Here is a 25699-nt window from a genome sequence, read left to right as displayed (position 1 = left end):
TGATACTGGATGTGCCGGACCGGACGTCCGGGCTGGGATAAGGTCCGGCTTACCCATTGACGAAGGCCATGTCGGCCGTCGTCAGTTCGATACTGCGCAGCTCGCGGTTGACGAGGAAATGCTCGTTTTCCTGGACCGTTTCGGCAAGTTCGACACGGGCGTCGAAGCGGGCGCGGAAAGCCTCGATGATTTCGTTGACGATGACCTCAGGCGCGGAGGCGCCGGCAGAAAGGCCGAGCGTCGAAATTGCGCCGATCTCGTCCCAGTCGAGCTCGGCGGCGCGCTGCACGAGGATCGATTTCTTCGCCCCTGCCCTGAGAGCCACTTCGACCAGGCGTTTGGAATTGGAGGAATTCGGCGCGCCGACGATGATGAAAAGATCGCAGCCGGGGGCCGCCTGCTTCACTACTTCCTGGCGGTTGGTCGTCGCATAGCAGATCGAATCCGCCGCCGGCGCCGTCAGGTTCGGGAAGCGTTCGTGCAGGCGGGTGATGACGCCGGCCGTATCGTCGACCGAAAGCGTCGTCTGGGTGACGTAGCCGAGATTGTCGGGATCAGCAGGCGCATAGGCATCTGCATCCTCGATGGTCTCGATCAGCGAAACGGAACCCTCAGGCAGCTGCCCCATCGTGCCGATCACCTCGGGATGGCCGGCATGGCCGATGAGGATGACGTGGCGGCCGAGGCGGTTGTGACGCATCGCCTGCTTGTGGACCTTGGAGACCAGCGGGCAGGTGGCGTCGAGATAGAAGAGATTGCGGCTCGCCGCATCCTCCGGCACGGATTTCGGCACGCCATGGGCGGAGAAGACCACCGGCTGGACGCGATGCTCGGCCGGGATCTCGTCCAGCTCCTCGACGAAGACGGCGCCCTTGGCCTCCAGCCCCTCGACGACATAACGATTGTGGACGATCTCGTGGCGCACATAGACCGGGGCGCCATAGGATTTCAGCGCCAGCACGACGATCTGGATGGCACGGTCGACGCCGGCGCAGAAGCCGCGCGGGCCACAGAGCCTGATCGTCAAAGGAGGTTTCGCCGCAATATTCATGTCTGGTCCGGGTTGAGAGATTTATGGACCTCTAGCCCAATATAAGTGAGAATTGAAGCAATACTATTGCGCAGCCGCCTTGGCTCCCTTGCGGAACCAGGAGAGCGCCACCACGACGATGAGCACGGCGGCAAGTCCGTACCAGGTGAAAGCGTATTGCAGGTGGTCGTTCGGCAGATCCACCTGGGTGACGCCGCCGATCGGCAAGCCGGCCGGATTGGGGGTGGAATCGGCGTCGACGAAAAAGGGAATGACGCGGGCCTTGTCCAGCCCGACGCTCTCCGCCATGACGTCGAGATCCTTCCAGTAGAAGATGTTTTTGACAACATCGTTGTCGGGCACCACCCAGGAAGGTTTGCCGGGAAGCTTGCTGCGCGCCAGGCCGGTGACGGTCTGCTGATCCGTCAACTGGCCCTGCATGCGCATTTCGGGCTCTTTGTTCTCATAGGGAACAAAGCCGCGATTGACGAAGAGCGTGCGCCCGTCGGCAAGCTCCAGCGGGGTGTACACGTAAAAACCCGTCTGGCCGCGCCAGGTGGCGAAGAAGTGCCGCTCCTCATTGTTGATGTAAAGGCCGGTCGCGGTGACCTTGCGATATTCGATGTCGCCACCTGTCGCTGCCATCGCCTCGATATCCGCCAGTGGCACGGGGCTTGCTGCCTGCCGCGCGGCGATATCGGCGAGCAGGCCTTCCTTCCAGTAGAGGCGCTGCACCTGCCAAGTGCCGAGCGAGATCAGGATCGCCAGTGCGATCAGCACGAGGATGCCGGTGAAGACAGGCAGCCGGCGGCGCGGCGCGGCATGTTCGATATCAGTCACTCAGACGTCCTTCGCGGGCACTATGACGGTATTGCATGGCGATCAGGATGCCCTTGAACCAGCGTAGCGTCATCAGCGACAGGATGATCGTCAAAGGACCGAAGAGCAGAATATGCACCCAGATCGGCGGCCCGTAATTCACCTGTAGCCACAGCACCATGCCGATAATGATGAAGCCGACGATGAGAATGACGAAAACGGCGGGGCCGTCACCGGAATCGGCGAAGGCATAATCCAGACCGCACGAGGCGCAGCGCGGCTTCAGCCCTAGCAGGCCGTCGAAAAGCTTGCCCTGGCCGCAGCGCGGGCAGCAGCCCTTGATGCCGGTCTTTACCGGATCCACAGGCGGGAAATGGGCGCTGTCCTCGTTCATAGCATTCCTTCTGGCCATTCTTTCCGGCAGCTTGGCGGCCACAGCTTTTTCGATGCTGCCTTAACTCTCCCATAAATTATTCGCAGGACGAAGGGAAATGCCTGCGCGATTTCGCCGCTGCATAATTCCCTAAATCAGAAACGATTTAGGGAATTATGCAGCAATTCAAGGTGTTACAGCGTCCTTTGTGCGTCTGAAAGACGCACGGCGCTGTAGTGATTCGCGCCAAACAGAAGAAGAAGACTGATGACGAGAGATAGCCATTCCGCACAGATCATTATCCTGAACGGCGCGCCGCGGAGCGGTAAATCAAGCATCGTGCGTGCAGTACAGGAACACTTCGAAGGGCCGTGGATCAACCTCGGCGTCGACGGCTACAATGCCATGACACCGAAGCGCTACCTGCCCGGCATCGGCCTTCGCCCAGGCGGCGAGCGGCCGGAACTCGAGGAACTGGTGCCGTTCCTCTATGCCGCCCTTTACGAATCGATCGCCATCCATGCCGGGTTCGGCCTCAACGTCGTCGCCGATCTCGGCCATCACGACAGCAATTCCAGGCCGCTCGGCATTCTTGCCGATTGCGCCCGGCGACTGGAAGATTTTCCGGTGCTGTTCGTCGGCGTGCGCTGTCCGATCGAGACGATCATGCGGCGGCGCGAAATTGCCCAAGAAGGGCGCGAGACGCTTTATCTCAACGCCACGGAGGAAGTGCCCGTTCCAGAACCGGTACAACGCTGGCAGGACGAAGTGCATCGGCCTGGCATCTACGATATGGAGGTCGATACCTCGGTGCTGACACCGCTCGAATGCGCCGAGGCGATCCGCCATCAGTTGGATCTCGGTATTCCCGAGCCTTCGGCCTTCGAACGGATCGCCGGTATGCGCTGAGCCGATAACCTGACAGCCGTAGCACCAGGCCAAGTAAACGACACTCGGCAACAAAAAGGCGGGCACCATTCCCGCCTTTTCTCAAATTTCGTTCCGATCAGCCTGCGGCTAGCGGAGCGCCCCAGCCGCCCCAGACGTAGATGCAGAAGAACAGGAACAGCCAGACGACGTCGACGAAGTGCCAGTACCAGGCAGCTGCTTCGAAGCCGAAATGCTGCTTCGGGGTGAAATCACCACGCAGAGCGCGGATCAGGCAAACAGCCAAGAAAATCGTGCCGACGAGAACGTGGAAACCGTGGAAACCGGTCGCCATGAAGAAGGTCGCGCCATAGATCGAATTCTTGAAGGCGAAGGGCGCGTGGGCATATTCGTAAGCCTGCACGGAGGAGAACAAGATGCCCAGCAGCACCGTCAGCGTCAGGCCCTGGATCAGGCCCTTGCGGTCGTTGTGCAGCAGCGCATGGTGCGCCCAGGTGACCGTCGTGCCAGAGAGCAGCAGGATGACGGTGTTGTAGATCGGCAGATGCCAGGGATCGAGAACTTCGATGCCCTTCGGCGGCCAGGTGCCGCCGGTATAGAGCATGCGGGCAGCCTGAATCGCTTCGTTCGGATAGAGGCTGGCGTCGAAATAGGCCCAGAACCAGGCGACGAAGAACATCACTTCCGAAGCGATGAACATGATCATGCCGTAGCGCAGGTGAAGCGACACGACGCGGGTATGGGCGCCCTCATGGGCTTCCTTCACCGTATCGGCCCACCAGCCGTACATGACGTAGAGAACCAGCACCAGGCCGATGTAGAAGAGCCAGGGATTGGCGAGTTCCATTCCCGCGAGCTTGAACGAGCCGGCGCTGAGATAGCGCATATAGCAGACGCCGCCAATCGCCATGATGAAGGCGCCAAGCGAGGCGAGAATCGGCCACGGGCTCGGATCTATGATGTGGTAGTCGTGGTTCTTCTGATGAGCATCGGCCATGTAGCTATCCCCGGATGTCTTCCTTCACTCCGTTCCCGGCATAACCGGAAACGAGCCTTGATCAAAGTTTCTTTTCAATCTTCACCGCACCACCCTCATTCGAAGCCACCGGCTTCGGTCCCTCTTTCGGGTAGAACGTATATGACAGCGTGACCGTGTGGATATCCTTCGATTCCACGGCCTTGACGATCTCCGGATCGATGTAGAACACCACCGGCATTTCGAGCTTTTCGCCCGGCTTCAGGTCCGTTTCCGTAAAGCAGAAACATTGCACCTTGTTGAAATAAACGCCCGCTTCGCCCGGGGTGACGTTGAAAACCGCCTGGCCGCGCTGGGTTTCGTTCGAACGGTTCTCGGCGATGAAATTGACCTTTATGGTCTCGCCGATCTTCGGATTGACTTCGCGTTCGACCGGCTTGAATTCCCATTGCAGGCCGGGAGCGACATTGGCGTCGAAGGTGACGCGCATCGTGCGGTCGAGCACGACGCTCGATACCTGATCGACGCGCTGCGTCGTACCGTTATAGCCCGTCACCTGGCAGAAGATTCGGTAGAGCGGCACGGCGGCATAGCTCATCGCCCCCATGCCGAAGACGAAACTCAGGCACATCATAACGACAGCGCCGTTGTTGCGGCCCTGCTTCTTCGGCGCGCCGGCGTTTTCGCTCATCCAGCCACGCCCCCACTGAACTTCACGATGGTGATCGCGTAGAAGAGGATGACGAGGCCGGCAAGCACCAGTCCGAGGGCGACGTTGCGGTTGCGGCGCGATTTGCGCTGCGATTCCGTGAGCTTGACCAATTCCATCAGAGCCAACCTCCAGCGTGTGAGGCGAGCATCGAGGCCAGCCGGTCGAACATCAAGGCGGAGAACACGGCGAAGAGATAGAAGATCGAGAAGCCGAAGAGCTTCTTCGCCGGGATCATCTTCAGATCGCCGTCGGGCATGCGCCAGACGGCGATGGAACAGTAAATGAAGACCGCGCCGAGGACGGCGGCGACAAGGCCATAGCCGAAGCTCGCAAAACCGAGGAAGAACGGCAACACCGCGCAGATGGCGGTCAGCACCGCATAGGCAACGATCTGATGCTTTGTCACGCGCTCGCCGGCGACGTTCGGCAGCATCGGCACGCCGACAGCCTCGTAATCGCGCATCTTGAAGAGCGCGAGCGCCCAGAAATGCGCCGGGGTCCACAGGAAGATGATGAAGAAGAGAACGGTGCTCTCAATCGTCACCGAATTCGTGACGCAGGCCCAGCCGATCATCGGCGGAAAGGCGCCGGCGGCACCACCGATGACGATATTCTGCGGCGTCGAGCGCTTCAGCCACATGGTGTAGACGACGGCATAGAAGAAGATGGTGAAGGCGAGAATGGCCGCCGAGAGCCAATTGACGGCAAGGCCGAGAATGACGACAGAAAAGCCTGAAAGCACGAGGCCGAAAGCCAGCGCTTCGGACGGCGCGATGCGGCCGGCCGGGATCGGGCGCTTGGCCGTGCGGCTCATGACGGCGTCGATATCGGCATCGTACCACATGTTAAGCGCGCCGGAGGCACCCGCGCCGACGGCGATGCAAAGGATGGCGATCAGGCCGAGGACGGGATTGATGTGACCCGGCGCCAGCACGAGGCCGGCAAAAGCGGTGAAGACCACGAGCGACATGACCCGCGGCTTCAAAAGCTCGAAATAATCGCGCGCACTTGCTTCCGACATTTCGCCGTCCTCCGCAAGCGCCTCGTGATTGTCGATAACCGTCATCATTCCGTCCTGAATGTCTCAATGTCAGGACGCCGTATTGAATGCGGCGTCCCGATGCTTGCGCGTATTACTTGATGCGCGGAAGCTGTTCCCACTGGTGGTAGGGCGGCGGCGAAGGCAGCTGCCATTCGAGCGTCGTTGCACCCTCACCCCACGGATTGTCGCCGGCGACGCGCTTCCTGGCGAAGGCTTCGAAGACGCCGTAGAGGAAGATCAGCACACCGAAGGCCGAGATGTAGGAACCGACGGAGGAAACATAGTTCCAGCCGGCAAAGGCATCCGGATAGTCGATGTAGCGGCGCGGCATGCCGGCGAGGCCAAGGAAGTGCTGCGGGAAGAACACCAGGTTGACGCCGATGAACATGATCCAGAAATGCAGCTTGCCGACGAACTCGTTGTACATGTAGCCGGTCATCTTCGGGAACCAGTAGTACCAGCCGGCGAAGATCGCGAAGACGGCGCCGAGCGACAGAACGTAGTGGAAGTGAGCCACGACGTAATAGGTGTCATGCAGCGAGCGGTCGAGACCGGCATTGGCGAGCTGGACGCCGGTGACGCCGCCGACCGTGAACAGGAAGATGAAGCCGATCGCCCAGAGCATCGGCGTGCGGAACGAGATCGACCCGCCCCACATCGTCGCGATCCAGGAGAAGATCTTCACGCCTGTCGGAACAGCGATGACCATCGTCGCGAAGACGAAGTAGCGCTGCGCGTCGAGCGACAGGCCGACCGTGTACATATGGTGCGCCCAGACGACGAAGCCGACAGCACCGATCGCGACCATGGCATAGGCCATGCCGAGATAGCCAAAGATCGGCTTCTTCGAGAAGGTCGAGATGATGTGGCTGATCATGCCGAAGCCCGGCAGGATGAGGATGTAGACCTCGGGGTGACCGAAGAACCAGAACAGGTGCTGGTACAGGATCGGATCGCCGCCGCCTTCCGGCGAGAAGAAGGACGTACCGAAGTTACGGTCGGTGAGCAACATGGTGATGCCGCCTGCCAGAACCGGCAGCGACAGCAGCAGCAGGAAGGCGGTGATCAGCACGGACCAGGCAAACAGCGGCATCTTGTGCAGCGTCATGCCCGGGGCGCGCATGTTGAGGATTGTCGTAATGAAGTTGATCGCACCGAGGATCGACGACGCACCGGCAATGTGGAGCGCGAAGATCGCAAGGTCGACTGCCGGGCCGGGCGTGCCGCTGGTGGCGAGCGGCGGATACATCGTCCAGCCGCCGCCTGCACCATAGGCGCCTGCCGGACCTTCGACGAACATCGACAGCAGCAGGAGAGCAAAGGCAGGCACGATCAGCCAGAAGGAGATGTTGTTCAGGCGCGGGAAGGCCATGTCGGGCGCGCCGATCATGATCGGCACCATCCAGTTGGCGAAGCCACCGATCATCGCCGGCATGACCATGAAGAAGATCATGATCAGCGCATGCGCTGTCGTGAACATGTTGAACATCTGCTTGGCGCCGTCGATCGCGGCATCGCCCTCATAGCCATAAACCATCGAGGCGAGGCCGTGGAAGATCTGGATGCCCGGCTCCTGCAACTCCATGCGCATGGCGACGGAAAGCGCGCCGCCGATGATGCCGGCAATGATCGCGAATATCAGATAGAGCGTGCCGATGTCCTTGTGGTTCGTCGAGAACAGCCAGCGATTGGCGAAGCTCGGCTTGTGCGAGTGATCATGGTGATCATCATGCGCGTGATCGTGGTGGGCGTGATCATGAGAATGATCGTCGTGAGCGGAAGGTCCAGCCATTGTCCCGGTCCCCTTTAATTACTGTGCTTCGGCAACGTCGACGGTCTTTGCGGGACCATCGGTTGCGGCCATGAGTGTCTTGTAGGCGCCGGGCAGGTCGCTGGCGGCCGTGGTCAGCCACTGCTTGTACTTGTCCTCGGAGACGACGCGGATGGCGATCGGCATGAACGCATGGTCCTTGCCGCAGAGCTCGGAACACTGGCCGTAGAACAGGCCCTCGCGCTCGGCCCGGAACCAGGTTTCGTTCAAGCGGCCCGGCACGGCATCGATCTTGACGCCGAAGGACGGCATGGCGAAGGCATGGATGACGTCGGTCGGTGCTGACGTGACGAGAACGCGCACAGTCTTGTTGACCGGCAGGACCAGTTCGTTGTCGACGGCGAGAAGACGCGGGTAGATCGACTTGTCTTCCTTGCCGGCGGCGGCGCGGTCCTGGTCCTTCAGGAGGTAGGAATCGAAAGCGAGCGGGCTATCGCCCGAACCCTCGTATTCATAGTTCCACTGCCACTGGGTGGCGGTCGCCTTGATCGTCACATCGGGGTTTTCGGGCAGCGTCAACTGCGCCGTCAGAAGATTAAACGAGGGAATTGCGAGAAGAAGAAGCACCAAGACCGGCCCCACGGTCCAGAAGACCTCGATCAGCGTGTTGTGGCTCGTCCTCGACGGAACCGGGTTCGCGCTGGCGCGGAACTTGACGCAGACGACAACAAGCAGGATCAGAACGAAGAGCGTAATCGGAACGATAAACCAAAGAGTATATTGTTCGAACCAATGAATTTCCCGCATGATCGGCGTCGCCGCCGGCTGCAACGTCGCCTGCCACGGCATCGGCTGGTCGGCATATGTGCCGGAAGCAAAAAGCAGACAGACCAGCGCGGTCAGAGCTGCATAAGCCTTCTTCATCACCTTATTATCTCCCTCGAGCGCTTGACCTGCAAAATCGAACGCAGAATCCTTGCCATCTTCAGCGCTTCAAACCACAGTTTGGCATTTGCCGCAACAGGCCAGAGCAATTGTCTATGCGGCATTTTTGCTCAAAGTGTAGGCAGGCCAGAACGGCAAAACATCCCAAGTTTTTCATCAGCATATGAAAAATCAGCTTTCCGGCCAATCCGAGTGCTGCACATTCTTTCCGAAAGGTCCAATTTCCGCCGCAGTCCCCCGGTTTTCACGGGGTGGGGCTTTTCATTTTTGGTGGGCAGCTTCAACAATAGCCGCAATGATTCGATATCCAGAGGTTTCCATGGGTTTCCGTTCCCTCGCGCAGTCGCTTCTCGTGACTGCCAGCATCGCGGCCGCAGCGACGACGCCCGTTTTCGCACAGCAACCCACGCCGTCACAGGCCAAGCCGCCCGCTTCCGCGCCGGCTCCGGCTCCCGCCCAGCAACATCCGACGCCGATCAATCCGAGTCCGGCCAGCCCGAATATCGAACAGGTGACACCCGGCCAGACGCAACCGCAGGCGCCCGGCACGGTGAAATCCAACCACGGCGCATGGTCGGTCGTCTGCGACAAGCCGGCGGGTGCCTCCACCGAACAATGCGCGCTGATGCAGAACGTCATCGCCGAGGATCGGCCGGAGGTCGGCCTTTCCGTCGTCGTCTTGAAGACGGCCGACCGCAAGTCGAAGATCCTGCGCGTGCTGGCCCCCCTCGGCGTGCTCCTGCCGAACGGGCTCGGGCTCAATGTCGACGGCAAGGATATCGGCCGCGCCTATTTCGTGCGCTGCTTCGCCGACGGCTGCTATGCCGAAGTCGTGCTCGAGGACGAACTGCTGAAGACCTTCCGCAGCGGCGCCCAGGCGACCTTCATCGTCTTCCAGACGCCGGAAGAAGGCATCGGCATCCCCGTCGACCTCAAGGGCTTCGCCGAAGGCTTCGACGCACTGCCGTGAGGTGGGGCTAATTCGATTCAGCAAAGCTACAGACGTATTCGCTGCGATCGCCCCGGTCGAATATGTACCCGGGCATCTCGTCTACATCGCCGGTACGCGGGCTGCTGGGGGAATATATTTCCAGCCTCTTGCCAGTTTGCTTTTCGATTTCGCCCCTGACAGCAACCGCTGGCTTTCTAAAGAGGATCGAATACGATGCGGATGAATCGCATCCTCCGTTCAAATACCCCGAGACCGGCACCTCGAATCCGAAATATTGATTTCCGAAAAAACTTCCTTCCGTCTTCAGCCTAAGCTGATCAAGCGCCGCACCGCCTTTGCACTGTCCCTTCAAAACCACATCTGCGGAAGCGATGTTGTTTTTAACTGTCTCTTCGATTTCGGCATTCGGAAAACCCATCACAACCAGTTTCCCCTCGTCGAAACTGAAGAATATATTCCCCGTCTGCGACAGACAGTCCTCGGGGTCGGGGAAGACTTTTTCAAGCCAGTTATCTGCAGTCAGACCAACGACTGGAAATAGCAAAGCCAGAGCGGCTCCGCAGAAAATTCGCCTCATAAATCCTAACAAGGATTGCCCCCGAACAAATCACTATATGCCATCGCCAAGAAGAATACGGAATGCAAATCAGGCCAAGTTCCCCGTGACGGGCATCCCATTCCTGCATAGGTTATCCGCCCGCGCAAAGGATAATTCTCTGGCAGGCCTTCACTCTCCCTTAAATCAGACCCTATTTAAGGGTAGCCATGAATTTTGATACTCAGCCGGAGAAAACCATGACCACCGATCTCCTGACGCTTTTCGATGCCGACGAAGCCACGATGCGCGGCCTCGTCGCCGAGGCGCTTTCCGGCGCCGATGACGGCGAGCTGTTCATCGAGCATGCTCAGGCAGAAGCACTGACCTTCGACAATGGCCGGCTGAAGGGCGGCAGCTTCAACACCGAACAGGGTTTCGGCTTGCGCGCGGTTGCCGGCGAAGCTGTCGGTTATGCGCATGCGGGCGATCTTTCCGTCTCGGCGCTGAAGCGGGCGGCGGATGCGGTCGGCGCGGTGACCCGCGGCTATTCCGGCACCTATGCCGCCGCCCCGCAAGGCACCAACAAGAAGTTCTACGGCGACCAGAACCCGATCGGCCAGCCGAGCTTCGAGGAGAAGGTCAAGGTCCTGCAGGACATCGACGCCTATCTTCGAGGCAAGGATGACAAGGTGCGCCAGGTAACGGCTTCGGTCGCGGCGAGCTGGCAGGTCGTCGATATCCTGCGGGCCGACGGGCACCGCGTTCGCGACATAAGGCCGATGACACGCATCAACATTTCGGTCGTGGTTGGCGAAGGCGAGCGGCAGGAGAGCGGCTCCTACGGCAGTGGCGGGCGCATCGGCTTCGGCGATTTCATCGCCGAAGGCAGCTGGCAGTACGGCGCCGACGAGGCGTTGCGCCAGGCGCTCGTCAACCTCGAAGCGATCGATGCGCCGGCAGGCACGATGGACGTGGTTCTCGGCTCCGGCTGGCCAGGCGTGATGCTGCACGAGGCAGTCGGTCACGGGCTGGAAGGCGATTTCAACCGCAAAAAGACGTCGGCCTTTGCCGGCCTTCTCGGCCAGATGGTGGCCGCTCCTGGTGTTACCGTCGTCGACGACGGCACGATCGACAACCGTCGCGGCTCGATCACCATCGACGACGAAGGCACGCCGTCGGGCTATAACGTATTGATCGAGAACGGCAAGCTCGTCGGCTATATGCAGGATCGACAGAATGCCCGGCTGATGGGCATGGCGCCGACCGGCAACGGCCGCCGCCAGGGCTATGCGCATGTGCCGATGCCGCGCATGACCAACACCTATATGCTCGGTGGCGACAAGACGCCTGAGGAAATCATCGCCTCGGTGAAGAAGGGCATTTATGCCGTCTCCTTCGGCGGCGGCCAGGTCGACATCACCTCCGGCAAGTTCGTCTTCGGCTGCACCGAAGCCTATCTCATCGAGAACGGCAAAGTCGGCGCGCCGATCAAGGGCGCGATGCTGATCGGCAACGGGCCGGATGCGATGAAGCGGGTGTCGATGATCGGCAACGACATGAAACTCGACACCGGCATCGGCAATTGCGGCAAGGCCGGCCAATGGGTGCCGGTCGGCGTCGGCCAGCCGCATCTGCGCATGGATCAGGTGACGGTCGGCGGCACGCAGACCTGAGGCGGGAGGAGCCTGATGGCGGACATCGAAATCAGACCCTTTGCCGTTGATGACGCGGATGCCGTGCTGTCGGTGATCCTGCCGATCCAGCGCGAGGAGTTCGGCATCGATATCACCGCCGATGCGCAGCCGGATCTGAGGGTCATCCCGGATTTCTATCAGTCCGGCAAAGGTCAGTTCTGGGTCGCCGTCAAGGACGGCGCCGTCGTCGGCACGGTCGGGCTCAAGGACATCGGCAACAGTCAGGCGGCGCTGCGCAAGATGTTCGTCTCAGCCGAAGTTCGCGGCCGCGAGCACGGGGTGGCGGCGCGGCTTCTCGATCGCTTGTTCACCCATGCCAGGGACGCCGGCCTCACCGACATTTTTCTCGGCACAACCGACAAGTTCGTCGCCGCGCATCGCTTCTACGAGAAGAACGGCTTTACCGAGATCGCCAAGAGCGCCTTGCCCCGCTCTTTCCCGCTGATGGCGGTGGACAGCAAGTTCTACCGGTATAAGGTCGGCTGACTCGAAGCTCTGAAAACGCCTCGAATATAGCCGCGCGATCCACATTGTCGTGTTGCATCGCTATCGACGGCTATTCGCCTTCAAAAGCGCGGGCACTTTTACTCTTTACGCTCAATTTCCGACGTCTGCGCCGGGCTGAAACAGCCACTTCCGCTCGATTGCGGCGGCAAGGTCGATGTCGTTGCGGCGCGCGAACAGCAGGAGGTGGCCGAGAACGTCGGCGGTCTCGTCGGCGAGGTCGCGCTGCATGTCTTCGGCTGAGCGGCCCTTCGCACGGCCGCGGCCGGTCAGCCGGTTCCATGCCTGCGTCAGCTCGCCCATTTCCTCCTGCAGTTTCAGGAGAAACCAGTCTGCGTCGCGCTCGATACCGTTGGCGGCGACATGCACAGAGGATGATTTTTCGAACTGATCGGCGAGACGGCGCAACATGGATGTTCTCCTTTTGTTTGTGAAGGAGAACGCTGATTCCCGATGATTGTCCAGAGCGCGGCGGCGGTCAGCCGTGGTCCGGCAGCAGCATGCAATCGTAAGACCGCTGCTTCAACGCATCGCAGGCCGACTCCGCAGCGTCCTTGCTGGCGAAGCCGACGAAGCGGGCGCGGTAGATCTTGTTTGCCCCCTGCCCGACCGCCTCGGTATAGGGCGAGGCGGAAACGAGCGGTGCGCCTCCTTCCGACTGCGCCTGGGCGAGAAGCGCGCGCGCCGCATCGGCGCTCGGCGCGGCCGAAATCTGGATCTGCCAGTTTCCATCAGCCTTCTCTGCCGAAGTCTTCGGCGCCTTGCCGGCCGCCAGGATCTCGTCCATTGCGGCGGGACGGTCCAGCGGTACGACGGCATCGTCGGCATAGGCCAGGCTGTTTGCCGCCAGGCTCTTGGGGGCGAGGTTCTTCGGCTCGGCCTTGCCGGCCGAGCGCGGTGCGTTCAGCGGCACCGGAGCATCGGCGGCGGACGCGACTTCAACGGATTCCTTGGCGCCGACGCTCGCCATCAGCCCGGCGACGCCGGAAGACGAAGCGCGGCCGAGATAACGGTCGAGCAATGCCGCCATCTTGTCGTCGCGGCTGCGGGCAGTACGGCCACCGAGCACGACGCCGACCACCCGGCGGTTGCCATCCTTCACGGCACTGACGAGATTGAAGCCGGATGCATTGGTGTAACCCGTCTTTATGCCGTCCATGCCCTGGTAGCGGTACATGAGATTGTTGTGACCGCGCACGATGCGGCCACGGAAATTGAAGCTTGCCACCGAAAACAGCCGGTATTCGTTCGGATAGTTCTTCATCAGGGCGATGGCGAGCGTCGACATGTCGCGCGCCGTGGTGACTTGGCTGCTGTCCGGCAGACCTGATGCGTTGACGAAGACGGTGCGGCTCATGCCGAGCTGGCGGGCCTTTGCCGTCATCATCCGGGCAAAGCCGCTTTCCGAGCCGCCGAGCTTCTCAGCCATGGCGGAGGCGGCATCGTTGGCGGATTTGACGATCATGCCATAGACCGCTTCACGCACGGTGATCGTGCCGCCCGCCTTGACGCCAAGCTTGGTCGGCGGCCGCGCGGCGGCGTATTTCGACACCGCGATCGGCGTATCCCAAGCGATCTTGCCACGCTTCAAGGCCTCGAAAGTGAGATAGATCGTCATCATCTTCGTCAGTGACGCCGGATGGTTCAGCGTATCGGCGTTTTCGGCGGCGAGAACCTTGCCGGTGCGGGCATCAAGAACCAGTGAAGCGCTGCCGGCAAGCGCAGCAAGAGGCGCCGAAACGGCAAGCGTCACGGTCAAAACAGCCGCCAAAAGCTTTCTCATGCACTTCCCCTTGATGCTCCGGCTCCCGACACGGCCGGCATTTGTCCCGTAATGTGACAGAAGCCGCAAGTTTGGCGCGACTTTGAGGCAACGCCTACCATTTTTCTAGTCTTTTCATCGTCTTGGTTAACCGGACATAAAAAGACCTGTGCAGCTCCGGGATTCAGCAAGGCTTAAGGCGAGCCTGCTAACTTCCGGCGAACGCAGGGGACGAACGCCGCATGACGGGACAATGGAAGCGACTGGCAAAACGCGCGGCGATCGGCGCCGGGCTGGAAGCCTCCTGGCTGCTCGCCTCTGCCGGCCTGATGCGAGCTGCGCGTGGGCGCGGCGTCGTCTTCACGCTGCATCATGTCCGCCCGCACGTGCCCCAGGCCTTCGAGCCGAATGCGCATCTTGAAATCACCCCCCGCTTTCTCGACACTGCGCTGCAGCGCTTGACGCGGGAGGGCTATCGCTTCGTACCGCTCGATGCGGTGCCGGCGCTGCTGGCGGAACCTGAAGACGGGCGACCGTTCGCGGCCTTCACGCTCGACGACGGTTACCTCAACAATCTGGAGCATGCGCTGCCGGTCTTCGAGCGGCACCGGGCGCCATTCACGGTGTTCGTCACCAAGGGTTTTGCCGAGGCCTCGCACAGCATCTGGTGGGAGACGCTCGCCGTGCTGCTGCGCCAGATGCGAGAAATCCGCTTCGATTTCGGCCGCGGCATGGAGCGGCTGGCGCTCGACAGCCCGCGGCAGCAATGGGATGCCTTCGACCGATTCGCCGCTTACATCCACCGCTCCGACGAGGCCTATGCCGTCACCGCCATCGATACGCTGGCGCGGGAAACCGGCATCGAGCCGACGGATATCGTGCGAGATCTGGCGATGAGGCCCGACGAATTGCAATGGCTCGCCAGACGTCCGCTCGCAGCGCTCGGCGCCCATACGATCAGCCATCGCGCGCTTGCCCGCCTGCCGGAAGCCGAAGCGCGAATCGAGATGCAGGTTTCGGCGGATTATGTTGAGGCGCTGACGGGCATCCGTCCCGCTACGATCGCCTATCCCTACGGTACACCGGATGCCGCGACTGGCCGCGAGGCGCGCATATCAGGCAAACTCGGCTTTGCTGTCGCGGTTACCACGCAACCCGGATTGCCGGCGGCGGGCAGAACCGCCTATCTGCCGCGCATTTCGCTCAATGGCTTCTATCAGAAGCGACGTTACGTTTCCGCACTCGCCTCCGGCATACCGCTGAAGCTCATGGGCCGTTAACCTTCAGGGATACATTCGCACTTTTGTCCATTCACCTTCCGGCGAGGGCCGGCGAAATTCGATGCGGTCGTGCAGGCGGAATTTCTGATCCTTCCAGAATTCGATCGAGGTCGGGCGAATGCGGAAGCCGGACCAGTGGGCGGGGCGCGGAATGTCGCCGATGGCATAACGAGCAGTATATTCAGCCACGGCCTTTTCCAGTGCGAAACGGCTTTCGAGCGGACGCGACTGCTTGGAGGCCCAGGCGCCGATGCGGCTGCCGCGCGCACGCGTCTTGAAATAAGCATCCGCTTCGGCATCGCTCACGATCTCGACGGGACCGCGCAGCCGCACCTGGCGGCGCAGGCTTTTCCAATGAAAGCACATGGCCGCTTTTTTCTGCCCCAAGATTTCGCGACCTTTATGACTCTCGAAATTGGTGTAGAAGACGAATCCGTCGTCATCGAATCCTTTCAGGAGAACCATGCGGACATTGGGAAGACCATCCTCGTCGACGGTTGCGAGAGCCACAGCATTCGGGTCGTTTGGTTCGGAAGCCTCCGCTTCCCTGAGCCATTCAGCAAAAAGCTTGAAGGGTTCGCCGCTTTCGGTAAAGTCACCGCTTGTTAACTCGTTTGCCGACATATTAGCTCAAATGCCCCGGATTATTCAAAACTCGCCCAGCTTTTGATAACTGGACAGGATGCAGGGTGGAAGTCATAGCAAAGTCAAATCGCCATACAAAGGGCCTGCGGCAACGCAGCAGTTCGTTCTTCGTCATGGCCGTCGCGATGCTGTCGCTTTCCGGTTGCGTTGGCACCGGCATGGATTTTCTGAGCGAGGCCAAAGTGGACCGGTCGGTGGCAACCGGCACCGTGCCGCAGACACCGCCGAGCACGGACACGCTCTCCGACGAGATGACCGTGCGCAACGCCGTGACCTCGGCCGACGTGCAAAGGCTCGAAGGCCAGCCGCTTCCCTGGGCGAACGCATCGACGGGCAGCGCCGGTGTCATCGAGACGATCGTCGAGAACAATGAAGCAGGCCAGGTCTGCCGCCAGTTCCGCACGACACGGCATTCCTATGTCGGCATCGCCAAATTCTACGGCAAGACGTGCCTCGTCGGCGGCGGCAACTGGCAGCTCTTGAGTTTCCAGCCGGAAAGTTAATTCCAGCCGGAAAGCTAATTTCGACGGGAAAGCTGATCGGGCCGGCCGACAGGTTAATATCCGGCCCTGTTCGGGCGAATGCTTAGCAAAGAGCTAACCATTTACGACAAAACACCCCACATCTCTCCACAGAAATAAGAAGTGATTAGCAACTCGGCCGCACGATCAGTGTCGAGAGTGGCTCTTCCTGCCTTTGCGGCGGGTGGCGCCGCGCAAGTGATATTTGGAGTTTCGGGATGCCGGGCAAGGATAAGGCTTCCCGCATCGCAACACCGGCGGTTTTGACATGCGCGATCCTTACAAAATTCTAGGCGTCAAGCGCGACGCGGCGGCAGACGAGATCAAGGCGGCCTGGCGCAACATGGCCAAGGCAGCCCATCCCGACCACAATCAGGGCGACCCGACGGCGACGGCCCGGTTCGCCGAGATCGGCCGCGCCTATGAAACGCTGAAGGACCCCCGCAAACGCAGCCTGTTCGACAACGCCGTGCGGATGGCGGAAGCCAAGAAACAGGAACAGACGATCATGCAGCAGCGGCAGGCTGCGCGCGAGGCGGCGATACGCGCCAAGGCGGCGCAGGCCAATGCCGAGCGCGTGATGGAAGAGTTGGCGCGAGCCGCCCAGAAGGCGGCCGCCGAAGGCTCCAAGCAACAGGCAGGTACAGGCGAAGCAGCCGACGAGATAGTCGATCGCATCTTCGGCGCTCAGGCCCGCGCTGCGGCAGGCGGCCAGGCGCAGCCCCGCGCCCGGCAGGCGCAAACCCAACAGACACAGAACCAGCAGACGCAGGCCGAAGCCGGCAAGCGCATGGATGGCGAGGCCGCTGAGGCCGATATCAAGGGCGAGGAAGAGCCCGGCGAGAGCGCGGCGAATGCCGGCGCCAACCTTTCGCTGCCGCTTAGCATCCTGACGTCGCTGGTCCGCCGTTTCACCGGCGCCAAGGATACGGGCCTGGAAAAAGCCCCAGATGAGGTGACGACGGCGACGGTCACGATCGACGACGTATTGAAGAGCGGCTGGATCACAACGTCACTGCCGGAGGGCCGCGAAATCGGCTTTGCGTTGCCGGCAGGCACGACGGATGGTCACGAAGTGCGGCTCAAGGGACAGGGCTTCAAGCTGCCGGGCATGCAGCGCGGCGACGCAGTGGTCAATATCCGCATCGCGCCCGATCCGCGCTTCACAGTCGACGGTTTCGATCTGCACGCCGTGCTGCCGCTCAGCATCGAAAATGCGGTGCTCGGCACCGAGGCCCGCATCGACGGACCGAACGGGCCGCTGAACGTTACCATTCCCGCATGGTCCGGCTCGGACAAGACCATCCGGATTCCCGGCCAGGGACTGCCCCGCGAAGAAGGTGGAAGAGGCGATCTCGTGGCCGAATTGCGCATTATGTTGTGGGAAAAACCCGACGATAAGGTCACCGATCTCATGAGAAGCATGCGCGAAGGCCTGTTCTTGTGAAATTTTCATGACATTCGCACCCTTTGTTACGATCCCTAACAGTTGATGATCCAGGCCAAGCTTGAACCGATTAACGGCCTATGCCATAGGCAGGATCAATCAGATTCCTAGGGAGCGAAATATGGCTCAAGCATCCGGCCTCATGGCAGGCAAACGCGGCGTCATCATGGGTGTCGCCAACAATCGTTCGATTGCGTGGGGTATTGCCAAGGCCATTCATGCGCAGGGCGGAGAAGTTGCATTCACCTACCAGGGCGATGCACTGAAGAAGCGCGTCGAGCCGCTCGCCGCCGAAATCGGCGCGACGCTCGTCGGCCACTGCGATGTCAGCGACGAAGCCACGATCGATGCCGTTTTCGAGAATGTCGAAAAGCTCTGGGGCAAGATCGATTTCATCGTGCACGCGATCGGTTTTTCCGACAAGGACGAACTGACCGGCCGGTATGTCGACACGACACCCGATAATTTCACCAAGACGATGCAGATCTCCGTCTATTCGTTCACTTCGGTCGCTCGCCGCGCCGAGAAGCTGATGACGGAAGGCGGCTCGATGCTCACCCTCACCTATTACGGTGCGGAAAAGGTGATGCCGAACTACAACGTCATGGGCGTCGCCAAGGCCGCGCTCGAAGCGAGCGTCAAGTATCTCGCCGTCGACCTCGGGCCGAAGAACATCCGCGTCAACGCCGTGTCGGCCGGTCCGATCAAGACGCTTGCCGCCTCGGGCATCGGCGATTTCCGCTATATTCTGAAGTGGAACGAATACAACGCACCACTGCGCCGTACCGTTACCATCGAGGAAGTCGGCGATGTCGGCCTCTATCTGCTGTCCGATCTCTCGCGCTCCGTCACCGGCGAAGTGCATCATGCCGACAGCGGTTACCATGTCATCGGCATGAAGGCTGTCGACGCGCCTGATATTTCCGTCATCAAGGACTGACCACTCCATAAACGGAGCCGAGACCGTGCTTATCTACGTGATCAGACACGGCCAGACCGACTGGAACGCTGAGCGTCGCCTGCAGGGTCAGAAAGATATCCCGATGAACGCGACGGGCCTGGAACAGGCCCGTCGCAACGGCCTCGCACTCCTGGACATTCTCGGCGAGAAGATTGACGAATTCGATTTCGTCGCAAGCCCGCTCAAGCGGACACGGGCGACCATGGAGATCATCCGCACCGCAATGGGCCTGCCGCCGCTTGCCTACCGCACCGATCCCCGGCTGGTGGAAATATCCTTCGGCGACTGGGAGGGCTCGACCCTCAAGGAACTGAAGGCGACACAGCGCGAGCGGGTGGCGGAGCGCAACGCCTCGAAATGGGATTTCATTCCGCCCGGCGACGACGCTGAAAGCTATGAAATCCTCTCCTGGCGCACGGGCTCATGGCTCGCCTCCGTCGATCGACCGACGGTCTGCGTGACGCATGGCGGCGTCATCCGCACGCTTTTCCAGGCGATATCAGATCTGCCGAAGAGCAGCGCCGCGGAAGGCGAAATCCCGCAGGACCGCATTGTCAGGATCGAAACCGCCGAGCGGACGATCGTCTGGCTGTAAGCACCCGGGGACAGAACAAAAGAAAGTGCGTCGCATGATCCTGTTCGAGCGCGACGCGCTTCAATCAGGCCCGCCTACTTGACGATATCGAGATCGTTGATGACGCGCTTTCCATCGACCTCGGTATAGAAGACGATTACCTTCACGCCGGCTTCGAGGCCGTCGAAATTGAATTCTTCGGGCGCCTGGTAGGTCTTGCCGTCATCGAGCGTCAGCACGAGATTTGTTGTGTCGACCTTCTTGATCGTCGCCTCGACATCGGCGCTCTCGGCAAAACCGCTCATCGGCGACAGGAAGCTTGCTGTTGCCAAGAGCGTGGCGACGACGAAACGCATGGCGACAATCCTTTTGAAACGCTGCACGATCTGCACGGAAAAATGACTGGCCACAGATAAGCTCCTGAATATGGCGAAAATTGCCCGTAAGAATGGCTTTTCCCGCCCAATTGATGAATAGGATTTTAAACATAATCAAGATGCCGCGGTAACCCTGCCTCTCCCGCCTCACGACTTTTCGACATCCATCGGGCAATCGTAAATTAACCCCTGCGCCCTACAGTCGCTTCGAACATGAGGGTTTAATTTTGCTATCCAGGCTTAGCGACAGCAAGCAGTTGCGGCGCGTGTTGAAGAATACCCGCGTTTCGTTTCTGGTTTCATCGCTTGTTGCCCTCGTCGTCATCATGATCGGCGTCGGACTCGACCGCGCCAATACTGCGTCTTATGTGCGCGAACTTCATATCCGCACCGAAAACGAGACGAATCTCATCCGCGCCCGCGTCATGGCGCAGATCAACATGGACCTCAGCATCGTCCGCGATCTTTCGAACCTGATCTCCGTCAGCAGCGCTGCAAACAGCGAGGAGATGGAGCGCCAGATCAACTGGCTGCTGATCCAGAACCCGCCTTTTATTCATATCGCCGTCGCCCCTGACTTCATCGTCAGCGGCATCTACCCGCCACAATCCGACAATGGGATCGGCCGGGACGTGCGCGAGGCTCTCTTCTTGCGCCAGGCGATCACGCGCGCGGCCGGCGACCAGTCGGCGCGCTTCTATGGCCCTATCAAGACGGACGGACGGAACACCTTTGCCATCTTCTTCCCGGTTTTCGCCAAGGAGAACGGCCAGCGGCGCATCTGGGGGGCGGTCGAGGTCGTCATCGATCAGGACATGTTCTACGAGGCGACAGGACTGAAGCCCGCCCATGACCGCGAGAACCGGGAACGCTACTCGCATCTCGACCATCTTTCGATTGCCATCAGGGATATGGCTTCGCCTGCCGCCGCGTCGGCGCCTTTCTTCGGTTCGCCCGATATTTACGACAAGGATCCGGTGCACCGGGAAATCGGCTTTGCCGGCGGCAGATGGGAGATTTCCGTCGTCCCGAAAAACGGCTGGGAGGCAATACCCGAAAACCGCACTGAGCTGCGCCTGATCATCGCCGCCGCCAGCTGCATCATCATCATTCCGATCTTCTTCGCCACACTCCTGCTCGGCGAGCGCAACCGCAACATCAGCGAACTGGTGGCGCGCGAGGCGAAACTGCTGGAACTGTCGCAGCGCCTCAATTTGGCGCTCCAATCCTCAAATATCGGCATCTGGGAGCTGCAGGACCATTCAAGCAGCGTGCTCTGGGACGCGCGCGCCGCAGCCTTGCACGGCAAGCCGGCGACGGAAGGAAGCTGGCCGCTCGACGAATGGCTGGCGGCAATCCTGCCCGAGGACCGTGAAATCGCCGAAGTGCATTTCTTCAGCTGCAGCATCGCCGGTGCTGCCTGCACGGGACAATACCGCATCATGCTTGCCCACGGCGGCATTCGCTACCTGCGCTCGGCCGGCGCCTTCTATACGGATGCCGGCGGCACCGGCAAAACGATCGGCATCGTCTGGGACGTAACCGCCGATGCGGAGACTACCGACACGCTGCGCAAGGCCAAGGATACGAGCGAGGTCAAGAATGCCGAGCTCGAGCTGGCGCTGGAAGAACTCTCGAGCCGCGAAGGGCAGCTCGCCGAGCTTTCGAGCCGGCTCGACCTTGCGCTCAATTCCTATCAATGCGGCATATGGGAGGCGCGACCCGGCCGAGGCGGCTCGATCTGGAACGAGCGGATGCACGAGCTCTACGGCCTCCCGCCCCGCAACGGTTTCATGACCGAGGAAACCTGGCTGAGCCGCATCCACCCGGAGGACCGCAGCCTAGCGCTCGAAAGCGCCCGTTACTTCAAGCAAAGCGGCGATACCCATACTCTCGTCTGCCGCGTGATCGCCGATGACGGTTCGGTGCGCTATGTGCGCTCGGTCGGCAAGGTCCACCAGACGGCGAGCGGCGAGATGAAGATCATGGGCATCGCCTTCGACGCCACTGAAGACGTGCTGATGACGATCCGGCTGAAGGCGGCCAAGGACGAGGCGGTCGCCAAGAACATCGAGCTCGAGCTTGCCAAGAACAGGATCGAGCACAATTCGCTGCATGATCCGCTGACCGCGCTCGCCAATCGCCGCAAGCTCGACATCGCACTGGCGAACCTGACCCATGACGGTCGCGGGCAGCGGCAGAAATTTGCGATCCTGCACATCGATCTCGATCGCTTCAAAGAAATCAACGACACGCTCGGCCATGCCGCCGGTGATGCGATGCTGGTGCATGCCTCCAAGGTGCTCGCCAAGAACGTTCGCGGTAGCGACGTCGTCGCGCGCATCGGCGGGGACGAATTCGTCATCCTCGCCTTCGACGTCGGCGACAGGGATATGGCCGAGCTCTCGACGCGGATCATCGAAGAGATGCGCCTGCCGATCGACTTCCAGGGTTTTTCCTGCCGCTGCGGCGTGTCGATCGGCGTGGCGCTCGCCAACGGCATTCATGTCGATGCGCGCAAGGTGCTGATCAATGCCGATATCGCGCTCTACCGCGCAAAGAGCCTTGGCCGGAACCGCTTCGAATTCTTCAATCACAATCTCCAGGCCGACATCGTCAACACCAAGCGTACGGCCGACGAGATCCTCGCCGGCATCGAAAATGGCGAATTCACCGCCTGGTATCAGCCGCAATTCTCAGCCCGCACGATGGAATTGACCGGTGTGGAGGCGCTGGTACGCTGGGTGCATCCGTCCAAGGGGCTGCTTTCGCCCGACAAGTTCCTGCGCATCGCCGGCGAGATCAATGTCGTACAGACCCTCGACCGGATCGTCCTCGAAACGGCGCTGCACGACAAGATGCGCTGGGCGGCGCGTGGCATCGCTGTTCCCAAGGTTTCCGTCAACGTTTCGGCACGGCGGCTGCATGACGGCAGCCTGCTGGAATCGCTCGCCGGCCTGCATATTCGTCCGGGCGAACTCTCTTTCGAACTGGTGGAATCGATTTTTCTCGACGAGAGCGAGGATGTCGTCTCGCACAACCTCGAGCGCATCAAGGCGCTTGGCATCGATATCGAGATCGACGATTTCGGCACCGGCCATACGTCGATCGTCAGCCTGCTGAAGCTGAAACCCAAGCGGCTGAAGATCGATCGTCAGCTGGTGCAGCCCATCATCGCATCCTCACAGGAGCGCGCGCTGGTCAGCTCGATCATCGAGATCGCCCGCTCGCTCGGCGTGGAGACAGTGGCTGAAGGGGTGGAGACCGCAGCCCATGCGGAACTGCTGCGCGATCTCGGCTGCGACATCCTGCAGGGCTATGCCTTCTCGCGGCCGCTCTCCTTCGACGATTTCACCGCGGAAGCGACCGGAACGGGGTGGCGGGTGGCCTCATGATCGCCGCCGGCCGGCCGGTCTCCCCGCTCGCGGAAAGAGCTGGGGTCGTTCATCGTTCACAAAAGACGGAAACAGCATTTCCGCCGCTGCCGGTTTGACGCAAAGAAAGGCTTTTGCCTCGACGGTTTTTTGGCCTATGAGTGTCGCGCCTTTTCAAGCAATGGCGCGGCCGGCGGCGACCGGCCCTGGGGCGCCACCGTGGGAACACATGTCGCACAATACATTCGGTCACCTCTTCCGCGTAACCACCTGGGGCGAAAGCCATGGTCCGGCACTCGGCTGCGTCATCGACGGCTGCCCTCCCGGGCTGCGCTTCAAGCTCGAGGACCTGCAGGTCTGGCTCGACAAGCGTAAGCCGGGACAATCCCGCTTCGTGACACAGCGGCGCGAGGACGATCTCGTCAAGGTGCTGTCCGGCGTGATGCTGGACGCCGATGGCGAGACGATGACCACCACCGGCACGCCGATCTCCATGCTGATCGAAAACACCGACCAGCGCTCCAAGGATTACGGCGAAATCGCCAGGCAATACCGCCCCGGCCATGCCGACTATACCTATGACCTCAAATACGGCATTCGCGATTATCGCGGCGGCGGCCGCTCTTCGGCGCGCGAGACCGCAGCGCGGGTCGCGGCCGGCGGCATCGCCCGCCTCGTCGTGCCGGGTGTTACCGTGCGCGGCGCGCTGGTGCAGATCGGCAAGCACAAGATCGACCGCCGCAACTGGGACTGGGACCAGGTCGGGCAAAACCCGTTCTTCTCGCCCGACGCCGCGATCGTGCCGGTCTGGGAGGAGTATCTCGACGGCATCCGCAAGAACGGCTCCTCCATCGGCGCGGTCGTCGAAGTGATCGCCGAGGGCGTGCCGGCCGGCCTCGGCGCGCCGATCTATGCCAAGCTCGATCAGGACATCGCCTCGCTGCTGATGTCGATCAACGCCGTCAAGGGTGTGGAGATCGGCAATGGTTTTGCCGCCGCCGAAACTTCAGGCGAAGACAATGCCGACGAGATGCGCATGGGCAATGACGGCACGCCGATCTTCCTTTCCAACAATGCCGGCGGTATTCTCGGCGGCATCTCCACCGGGCAGCCGATCGTGGCGCGTTTCGCCGTCAAGCCGACGTCCTCCATCCTGACCGAGCGCCAGTCGATCGATGCCGATGGCAAGAATGTCGAAGTCCGAACCAAGGGCCGGCACGACCCCTGCGTCGGCATCCGCGCCGTGCCGATCGGCGAGGCGATGGTCGCCTGCGCTATCGCCGACCATTATCTTCGCGACCGCGGCCAGACCGGCCGTCTGAAATAGGAGTGCCCTATGTCTTATGACCAGAAGCGCGTCGTCGACGCCATCCGGGCCTTCGAGGCCGGCGAGATCGTCGTCGTCATGGACGACAACGACCGCGAGAACGAAGGCGACCTGATCGTCGCCGCCGTGCACGCCACGCCAGAGAAAATGGCCTTCATCGTGCGTCATACTTCGGGCATCGTCTGCGCGCCAATGCCGAAGGAAGAGGCCAGGCGCCTCAACCTCAACGCCATGGTGGCGGAAAACGATTCCGCCCATACGACGGCTTTCACCGTCTCGGTCGATTTCAAGCACGGCACGACGACCGGCATTTCCGCTGACGACCGGACGATGACGGTGCGCAACCTCGCCAATCCGAATGTTGGTCCCGCCGATTTCGTCCGCCCCGGGCATATCTTCCCGCTGGTTTCCCGCGAAGGCGGCGTGCTGATGCGCTCCGGCCATACCGAGGCGGCCGTCGACCTCTGCAAGCTTGCCGGCCTGCCGCCGATCGGCGTCATCTGCGAGCTCGTCAATGATGACGGCACCGTCACGCGCGGCCCGCAGGTGGTCGATTTCGCCGAACAGCACGGGCTGAAGCTCGTGTCCGTCGCCGATCTCATCGCCTATCGCCAGCGCAAGGAAACGCTGATCGAACTCGGCACGAGCTTCGACATCGAAACGCCGTTCGGCAAAGCCAAGGCGCACACCTATTCCCTGCCCTGGGACCCTATGCAGCACCTCGCCGTCGTCTTCGGCGACATCCGCGACGGCGTCGACATCCCTGTCCGACTGCATCCCGAGAATGTCGCCGAGGATCTTTTCGGCAAGAAGAGCCCGGTCGATTTTTACATGAAGAAGATCGCCGAAATCGGCCGCGGCGTCATCGTCTATCTGCGCGAGGGCTCCGTCGGGGTCGGCCACTACGATAACGGCCGCAAGGCCCGCAGCCAGGGCCGCGAGGCACATGCCGAAGCCCAGACCCGTGACAATGAATGGCTGGAAATCGGTCTCGGCGCGCAGATCCTCAAGGATCTCGGCGTCAGCTCGATCACGCTGCTGACCAGCCGCGAGCGACACTATGTCGGCCTGGAAGGTTTCGGCATCAAGATCAGCAAGACGGAGATCTGCTAGAAAAAGACCCCTCCCCAACCTCTCCCCACAAGGGGGAGGGATTTTGGTGTGGTATCCGTCGAATTTCATTCCCG

The 25699-nt window shown here is 61.1% G+C and carries 26 protein-coding genes; 12 read left to right on the top strand and 14 right to left on the bottom strand.

The genetic code is table 11. The annotated features are described in order from the left end of the window. Window positions 1-49: 49 nt before the first annotated feature. The 3 genes from ispH to EFD55_RS07570 form a co-directional block, all read right to left on the bottom strand. Window positions 50-1051 (bottom strand): 4-hydroxy-3-methylbut-2-enyl diphosphate reductase, encoded by a 1002-nt coding sequence (ispH, locus tag EFD55_RS07580; protein ID WP_125843989.1) that lies wholly within the window; start codon window positions 1049-1051, stop codon window positions 50-52. Between the two features lie 63 nt (window positions 1052-1114). Beyond that, window positions 1115-1870: an SURF1 family protein gene (locus EFD55_RS07575; RefSeq protein ID WP_125843988.1), complete on the bottom strand. Its 756-nt coding sequence runs from the start codon at window positions 1868-1870 to the stop codon at window positions 1115-1117. After that, on the bottom strand, window positions 1863-2243 hold the full coding sequence (locus EFD55_RS07570; protein ID WP_125843987.1) for a DUF983 domain-containing protein: 381 nt from the start codon (window positions 2241-2243) through the stop codon (window positions 1863-1865). The genes EFD55_RS07575 and EFD55_RS07570 overlap by 8 nt, the downstream gene beginning before the upstream one ends. A 246-nt stretch (window positions 2244-2489) precedes the next feature. On the opposite strand from EFD55_RS07570, the gene EFD55_RS07565 reads away from it, so the two are divergent. After that, window positions 2490-3131: a chloramphenicol phosphotransferase CPT family protein gene (locus EFD55_RS07565; RefSeq protein ID WP_125843986.1), complete on the top strand. Its 642-nt coding sequence runs from the start codon at window positions 2490-2492 to the stop codon at window positions 3129-3131. Between the two features lie 97 nt (window positions 3132-3228). On the opposite strand, the gene EFD55_RS07560 is transcribed toward EFD55_RS07565, so the two are convergent. The 6 genes from EFD55_RS07560 to coxB all read right to left on the bottom strand — a co-directional run bounded on the left by EFD55_RS07560 (window position 3229) and on the right by coxB (window position 8535). After that, entirely contained in the window at window positions 3229-4107 is an 879-nt protein-coding gene (locus EFD55_RS07560; RefSeq protein WP_125843985.1) for a cytochrome c oxidase subunit 3, read from the bottom strand. A 61-nt stretch (window positions 4108-4168) separates the two neighbouring features. Then, window positions 4169-4777, bottom strand: a complete 609-nt coding sequence (locus EFD55_RS07555; RefSeq protein WP_125843984.1) for a cytochrome c oxidase assembly protein — start codon at window positions 4775-4777, stop codon at window positions 4169-4171. After that, the gene (locus tag EFD55_RS33065; RefSeq protein ID WP_165504857.1) at window positions 4774-4914 is read right to left on the bottom strand and encodes a cytochrome c oxidase system small membrane protein; all 141 of its coding nucleotides are present in this window, start codon (window positions 4912-4914) and stop codon (window positions 4774-4776) included. The genes EFD55_RS07555 and EFD55_RS33065 overlap by 4 nt, the downstream gene beginning before the upstream one ends. Continuing rightward, the gene (locus EFD55_RS07550) at window positions 4914-5864 is read right to left on the bottom strand and encodes a heme o synthase (protein WP_125843983.1); all 951 of its coding nucleotides are present in this window, start codon (window positions 5862-5864) and stop codon (window positions 4914-4916) included. Before EFD55_RS07550 ends, EFD55_RS33065 begins: the two co-directional genes overlap by 1 nt. 67 nt (window positions 5865-5931) lie before the next feature. Next, entirely contained in the window at window positions 5932-7632 is a 1701-nt protein-coding gene (ctaD, locus tag EFD55_RS07545) for a cytochrome c oxidase subunit I (RefSeq protein ID WP_125843982.1), read from the bottom strand. A gap of 18 nt (window positions 7633-7650) precedes the next feature. After that, a complete protein-coding gene (coxB, locus tag EFD55_RS07540) occupies window positions 7651-8535 on the bottom strand; it encodes a cytochrome c oxidase subunit II (protein ID WP_125843981.1) in 885 nt (294 codons plus the stop codon). A 316-nt stretch (window positions 8536-8851) separates the two neighbouring features. On the opposite strand from coxB, the gene EFD55_RS07535 reads away from it, so the two are divergent. Then, complete coding sequence (locus tag EFD55_RS07535; RefSeq protein WP_183736678.1) at window positions 8852-9526, top strand: invasion associated locus B family protein; 675 nt, start codon at window positions 8852-8854, stop codon at window positions 9524-9526. Window positions 9527-9533: 7 nt separating this feature from the next. Here EFD55_RS07535 and EFD55_RS07530 read toward each other — a convergent pair whose 3' ends face one another. Next, window positions 9534-10085, bottom strand: a complete 552-nt coding sequence (locus EFD55_RS07530; RefSeq protein ID WP_125843979.1) for a hypothetical protein — start codon at window positions 10083-10085, stop codon at window positions 9534-9536. Between the two features lie 218 nt (window positions 10086-10303). Here EFD55_RS07530 and tldD point away from each other — a divergent pair, with 218 nt between their 5' ends. Then, window positions 10304-11719, top strand: coding sequence for a metalloprotease TldD (tldD, locus tag EFD55_RS07525; RefSeq protein WP_125843978.1), 1416 nt, complete (start codon window positions 10304-10306; stop codon window positions 11717-11719). A 15-nt stretch (window positions 11720-11734) separates the two neighbouring features. Further along, window positions 11735-12226 carry a GNAT family N-acetyltransferase gene (locus EFD55_RS07520; RefSeq protein ID WP_125843977.1) on the top strand — a complete coding sequence of 164 codons (492 nt, stop codon included), beginning with the start codon at window positions 11735-11737 and terminating at the stop codon, window positions 12224-12226. A 111-nt stretch (window positions 12227-12337) separates the two neighbouring features. On the opposite strand, the gene EFD55_RS07515 is transcribed toward EFD55_RS07520, so the two are convergent. Together EFD55_RS07515 and EFD55_RS07510 are read right to left on the bottom strand one after the other, a co-directional pair. Continuing rightward, window positions 12338-12655 carry a nucleoside triphosphate pyrophosphohydrolase family protein gene (locus EFD55_RS07515; protein WP_125843976.1) on the bottom strand — a complete coding sequence of 106 codons (318 nt, stop codon included), beginning with the start codon at window positions 12653-12655 and terminating at the stop codon, window positions 12338-12340. Between the two features lie 67 nt (window positions 12656-12722). Continuing rightward, window positions 12723-14027: a D-alanyl-D-alanine carboxypeptidase family protein gene (locus EFD55_RS07510; RefSeq protein ID WP_125843975.1), complete on the bottom strand. Its 1305-nt coding sequence runs from the start codon at window positions 14025-14027 to the stop codon at window positions 12723-12725. A gap of 221 nt (window positions 14028-14248) precedes the next feature. Here EFD55_RS07510 and EFD55_RS07505 point away from each other — a divergent pair, with 221 nt between their 5' ends. Then, window positions 14249-15286 (top strand): polysaccharide deacetylase family protein, encoded by a 1038-nt coding sequence (locus EFD55_RS07505; RefSeq protein WP_125843974.1) that lies wholly within the window; start codon window positions 14249-14251, stop codon window positions 15284-15286. 3 nt (window positions 15287-15289) lie between these two features. Here the strand turns inward: EFD55_RS07505 and pdxH are convergent, their stop codons facing one another. Next, entirely contained in the window at window positions 15290-15910 is a 621-nt protein-coding gene (gene pdxH / locus EFD55_RS07500) for a pyridoxamine 5'-phosphate oxidase (RefSeq protein WP_125843973.1), read from the bottom strand. 65 nt (window positions 15911-15975) lie between these two features. Between pdxH and EFD55_RS07495 the strand changes: the two genes are divergently transcribed. From EFD55_RS07495 to EFD55_RS07480, 4 genes are all read left to right on the top strand, one after another. After that, window positions 15976-16434, top strand: a complete 459-nt coding sequence (locus EFD55_RS07495; protein WP_125843972.1) for an RT0821/Lpp0805 family surface protein — start codon at window positions 15976-15978, stop codon at window positions 16432-16434. Window positions 16435-16720: 286 nt separating this feature from the next. After that, complete coding sequence (locus EFD55_RS07490) at window positions 16721-17899, top strand: DnaJ C-terminal domain-containing protein (protein ID WP_125843971.1); 1179 nt, start codon at window positions 16721-16723, stop codon at window positions 17897-17899. Between the two features lie 121 nt (window positions 17900-18020). Beyond that, a complete protein-coding gene (fabI, locus tag EFD55_RS07485; protein WP_125843970.1) occupies window positions 18021-18839 on the top strand; it encodes an enoyl-ACP reductase FabI in 819 nt (272 codons plus the stop codon). Between the two features lie 25 nt (window positions 18840-18864). Further along, window positions 18865-19455 (top strand): histidine phosphatase family protein, encoded by a 591-nt coding sequence (locus EFD55_RS07480; RefSeq protein ID WP_125843969.1) that lies wholly within the window; start codon window positions 18865-18867, stop codon window positions 19453-19455. A gap of 74 nt (window positions 19456-19529) precedes the next feature. Here EFD55_RS07480 and EFD55_RS07475 read toward each other — a convergent pair whose 3' ends face one another. Next, a complete protein-coding gene (locus tag EFD55_RS07475; RefSeq protein WP_018449305.1) occupies window positions 19530-19790 on the bottom strand; it encodes a DUF1344 domain-containing protein in 261 nt (86 codons plus the stop codon). Between the two features lie 248 nt (window positions 19791-20038). Between EFD55_RS07475 and EFD55_RS07470 the strand changes: the two genes are divergently transcribed. The 3 genes from EFD55_RS07470 to ribB all read left to right on the top strand — a co-directional run bounded on the left by EFD55_RS07470 (window position 20039) and on the right by ribB (window position 25625). Then, on the top strand, window positions 20039-23206 hold the full coding sequence (locus tag EFD55_RS07470; protein ID WP_125843968.1) for a bifunctional diguanylate cyclase/phosphodiesterase: 3168 nt from the start codon (window positions 20039-20041) through the stop codon (window positions 23204-23206). 208 nt (window positions 23207-23414) lie between these two features. After that, window positions 23415-24512: a chorismate synthase gene (aroC, locus tag EFD55_RS07465; protein ID WP_125843967.1), complete on the top strand. Its 1098-nt coding sequence runs from the start codon at window positions 23415-23417 to the stop codon at window positions 24510-24512. A gap of 9 nt (window positions 24513-24521) precedes the next feature. Next, the gene (gene ribB / locus EFD55_RS07460; protein WP_125843966.1) at window positions 24522-25625 is read left to right on the top strand and encodes a 3,4-dihydroxy-2-butanone-4-phosphate synthase; all 1104 of its coding nucleotides are present in this window, start codon (window positions 24522-24524) and stop codon (window positions 25623-25625) included. The last annotated feature ends 74 nt before the right edge of the window (window positions 25626-25699 follow it).

It is taken from the genome of Rhizobium pisi (assembly GCF_003938655.1).
GTDB classification, from domain to species: Bacteria; Pseudomonadota; Alphaproteobacteria; order Rhizobiales; family Rhizobiaceae; genus Rhizobium; species Rhizobium pisi.
This window is presented reverse-complemented; position numbering and strand designations above follow the sequence as displayed.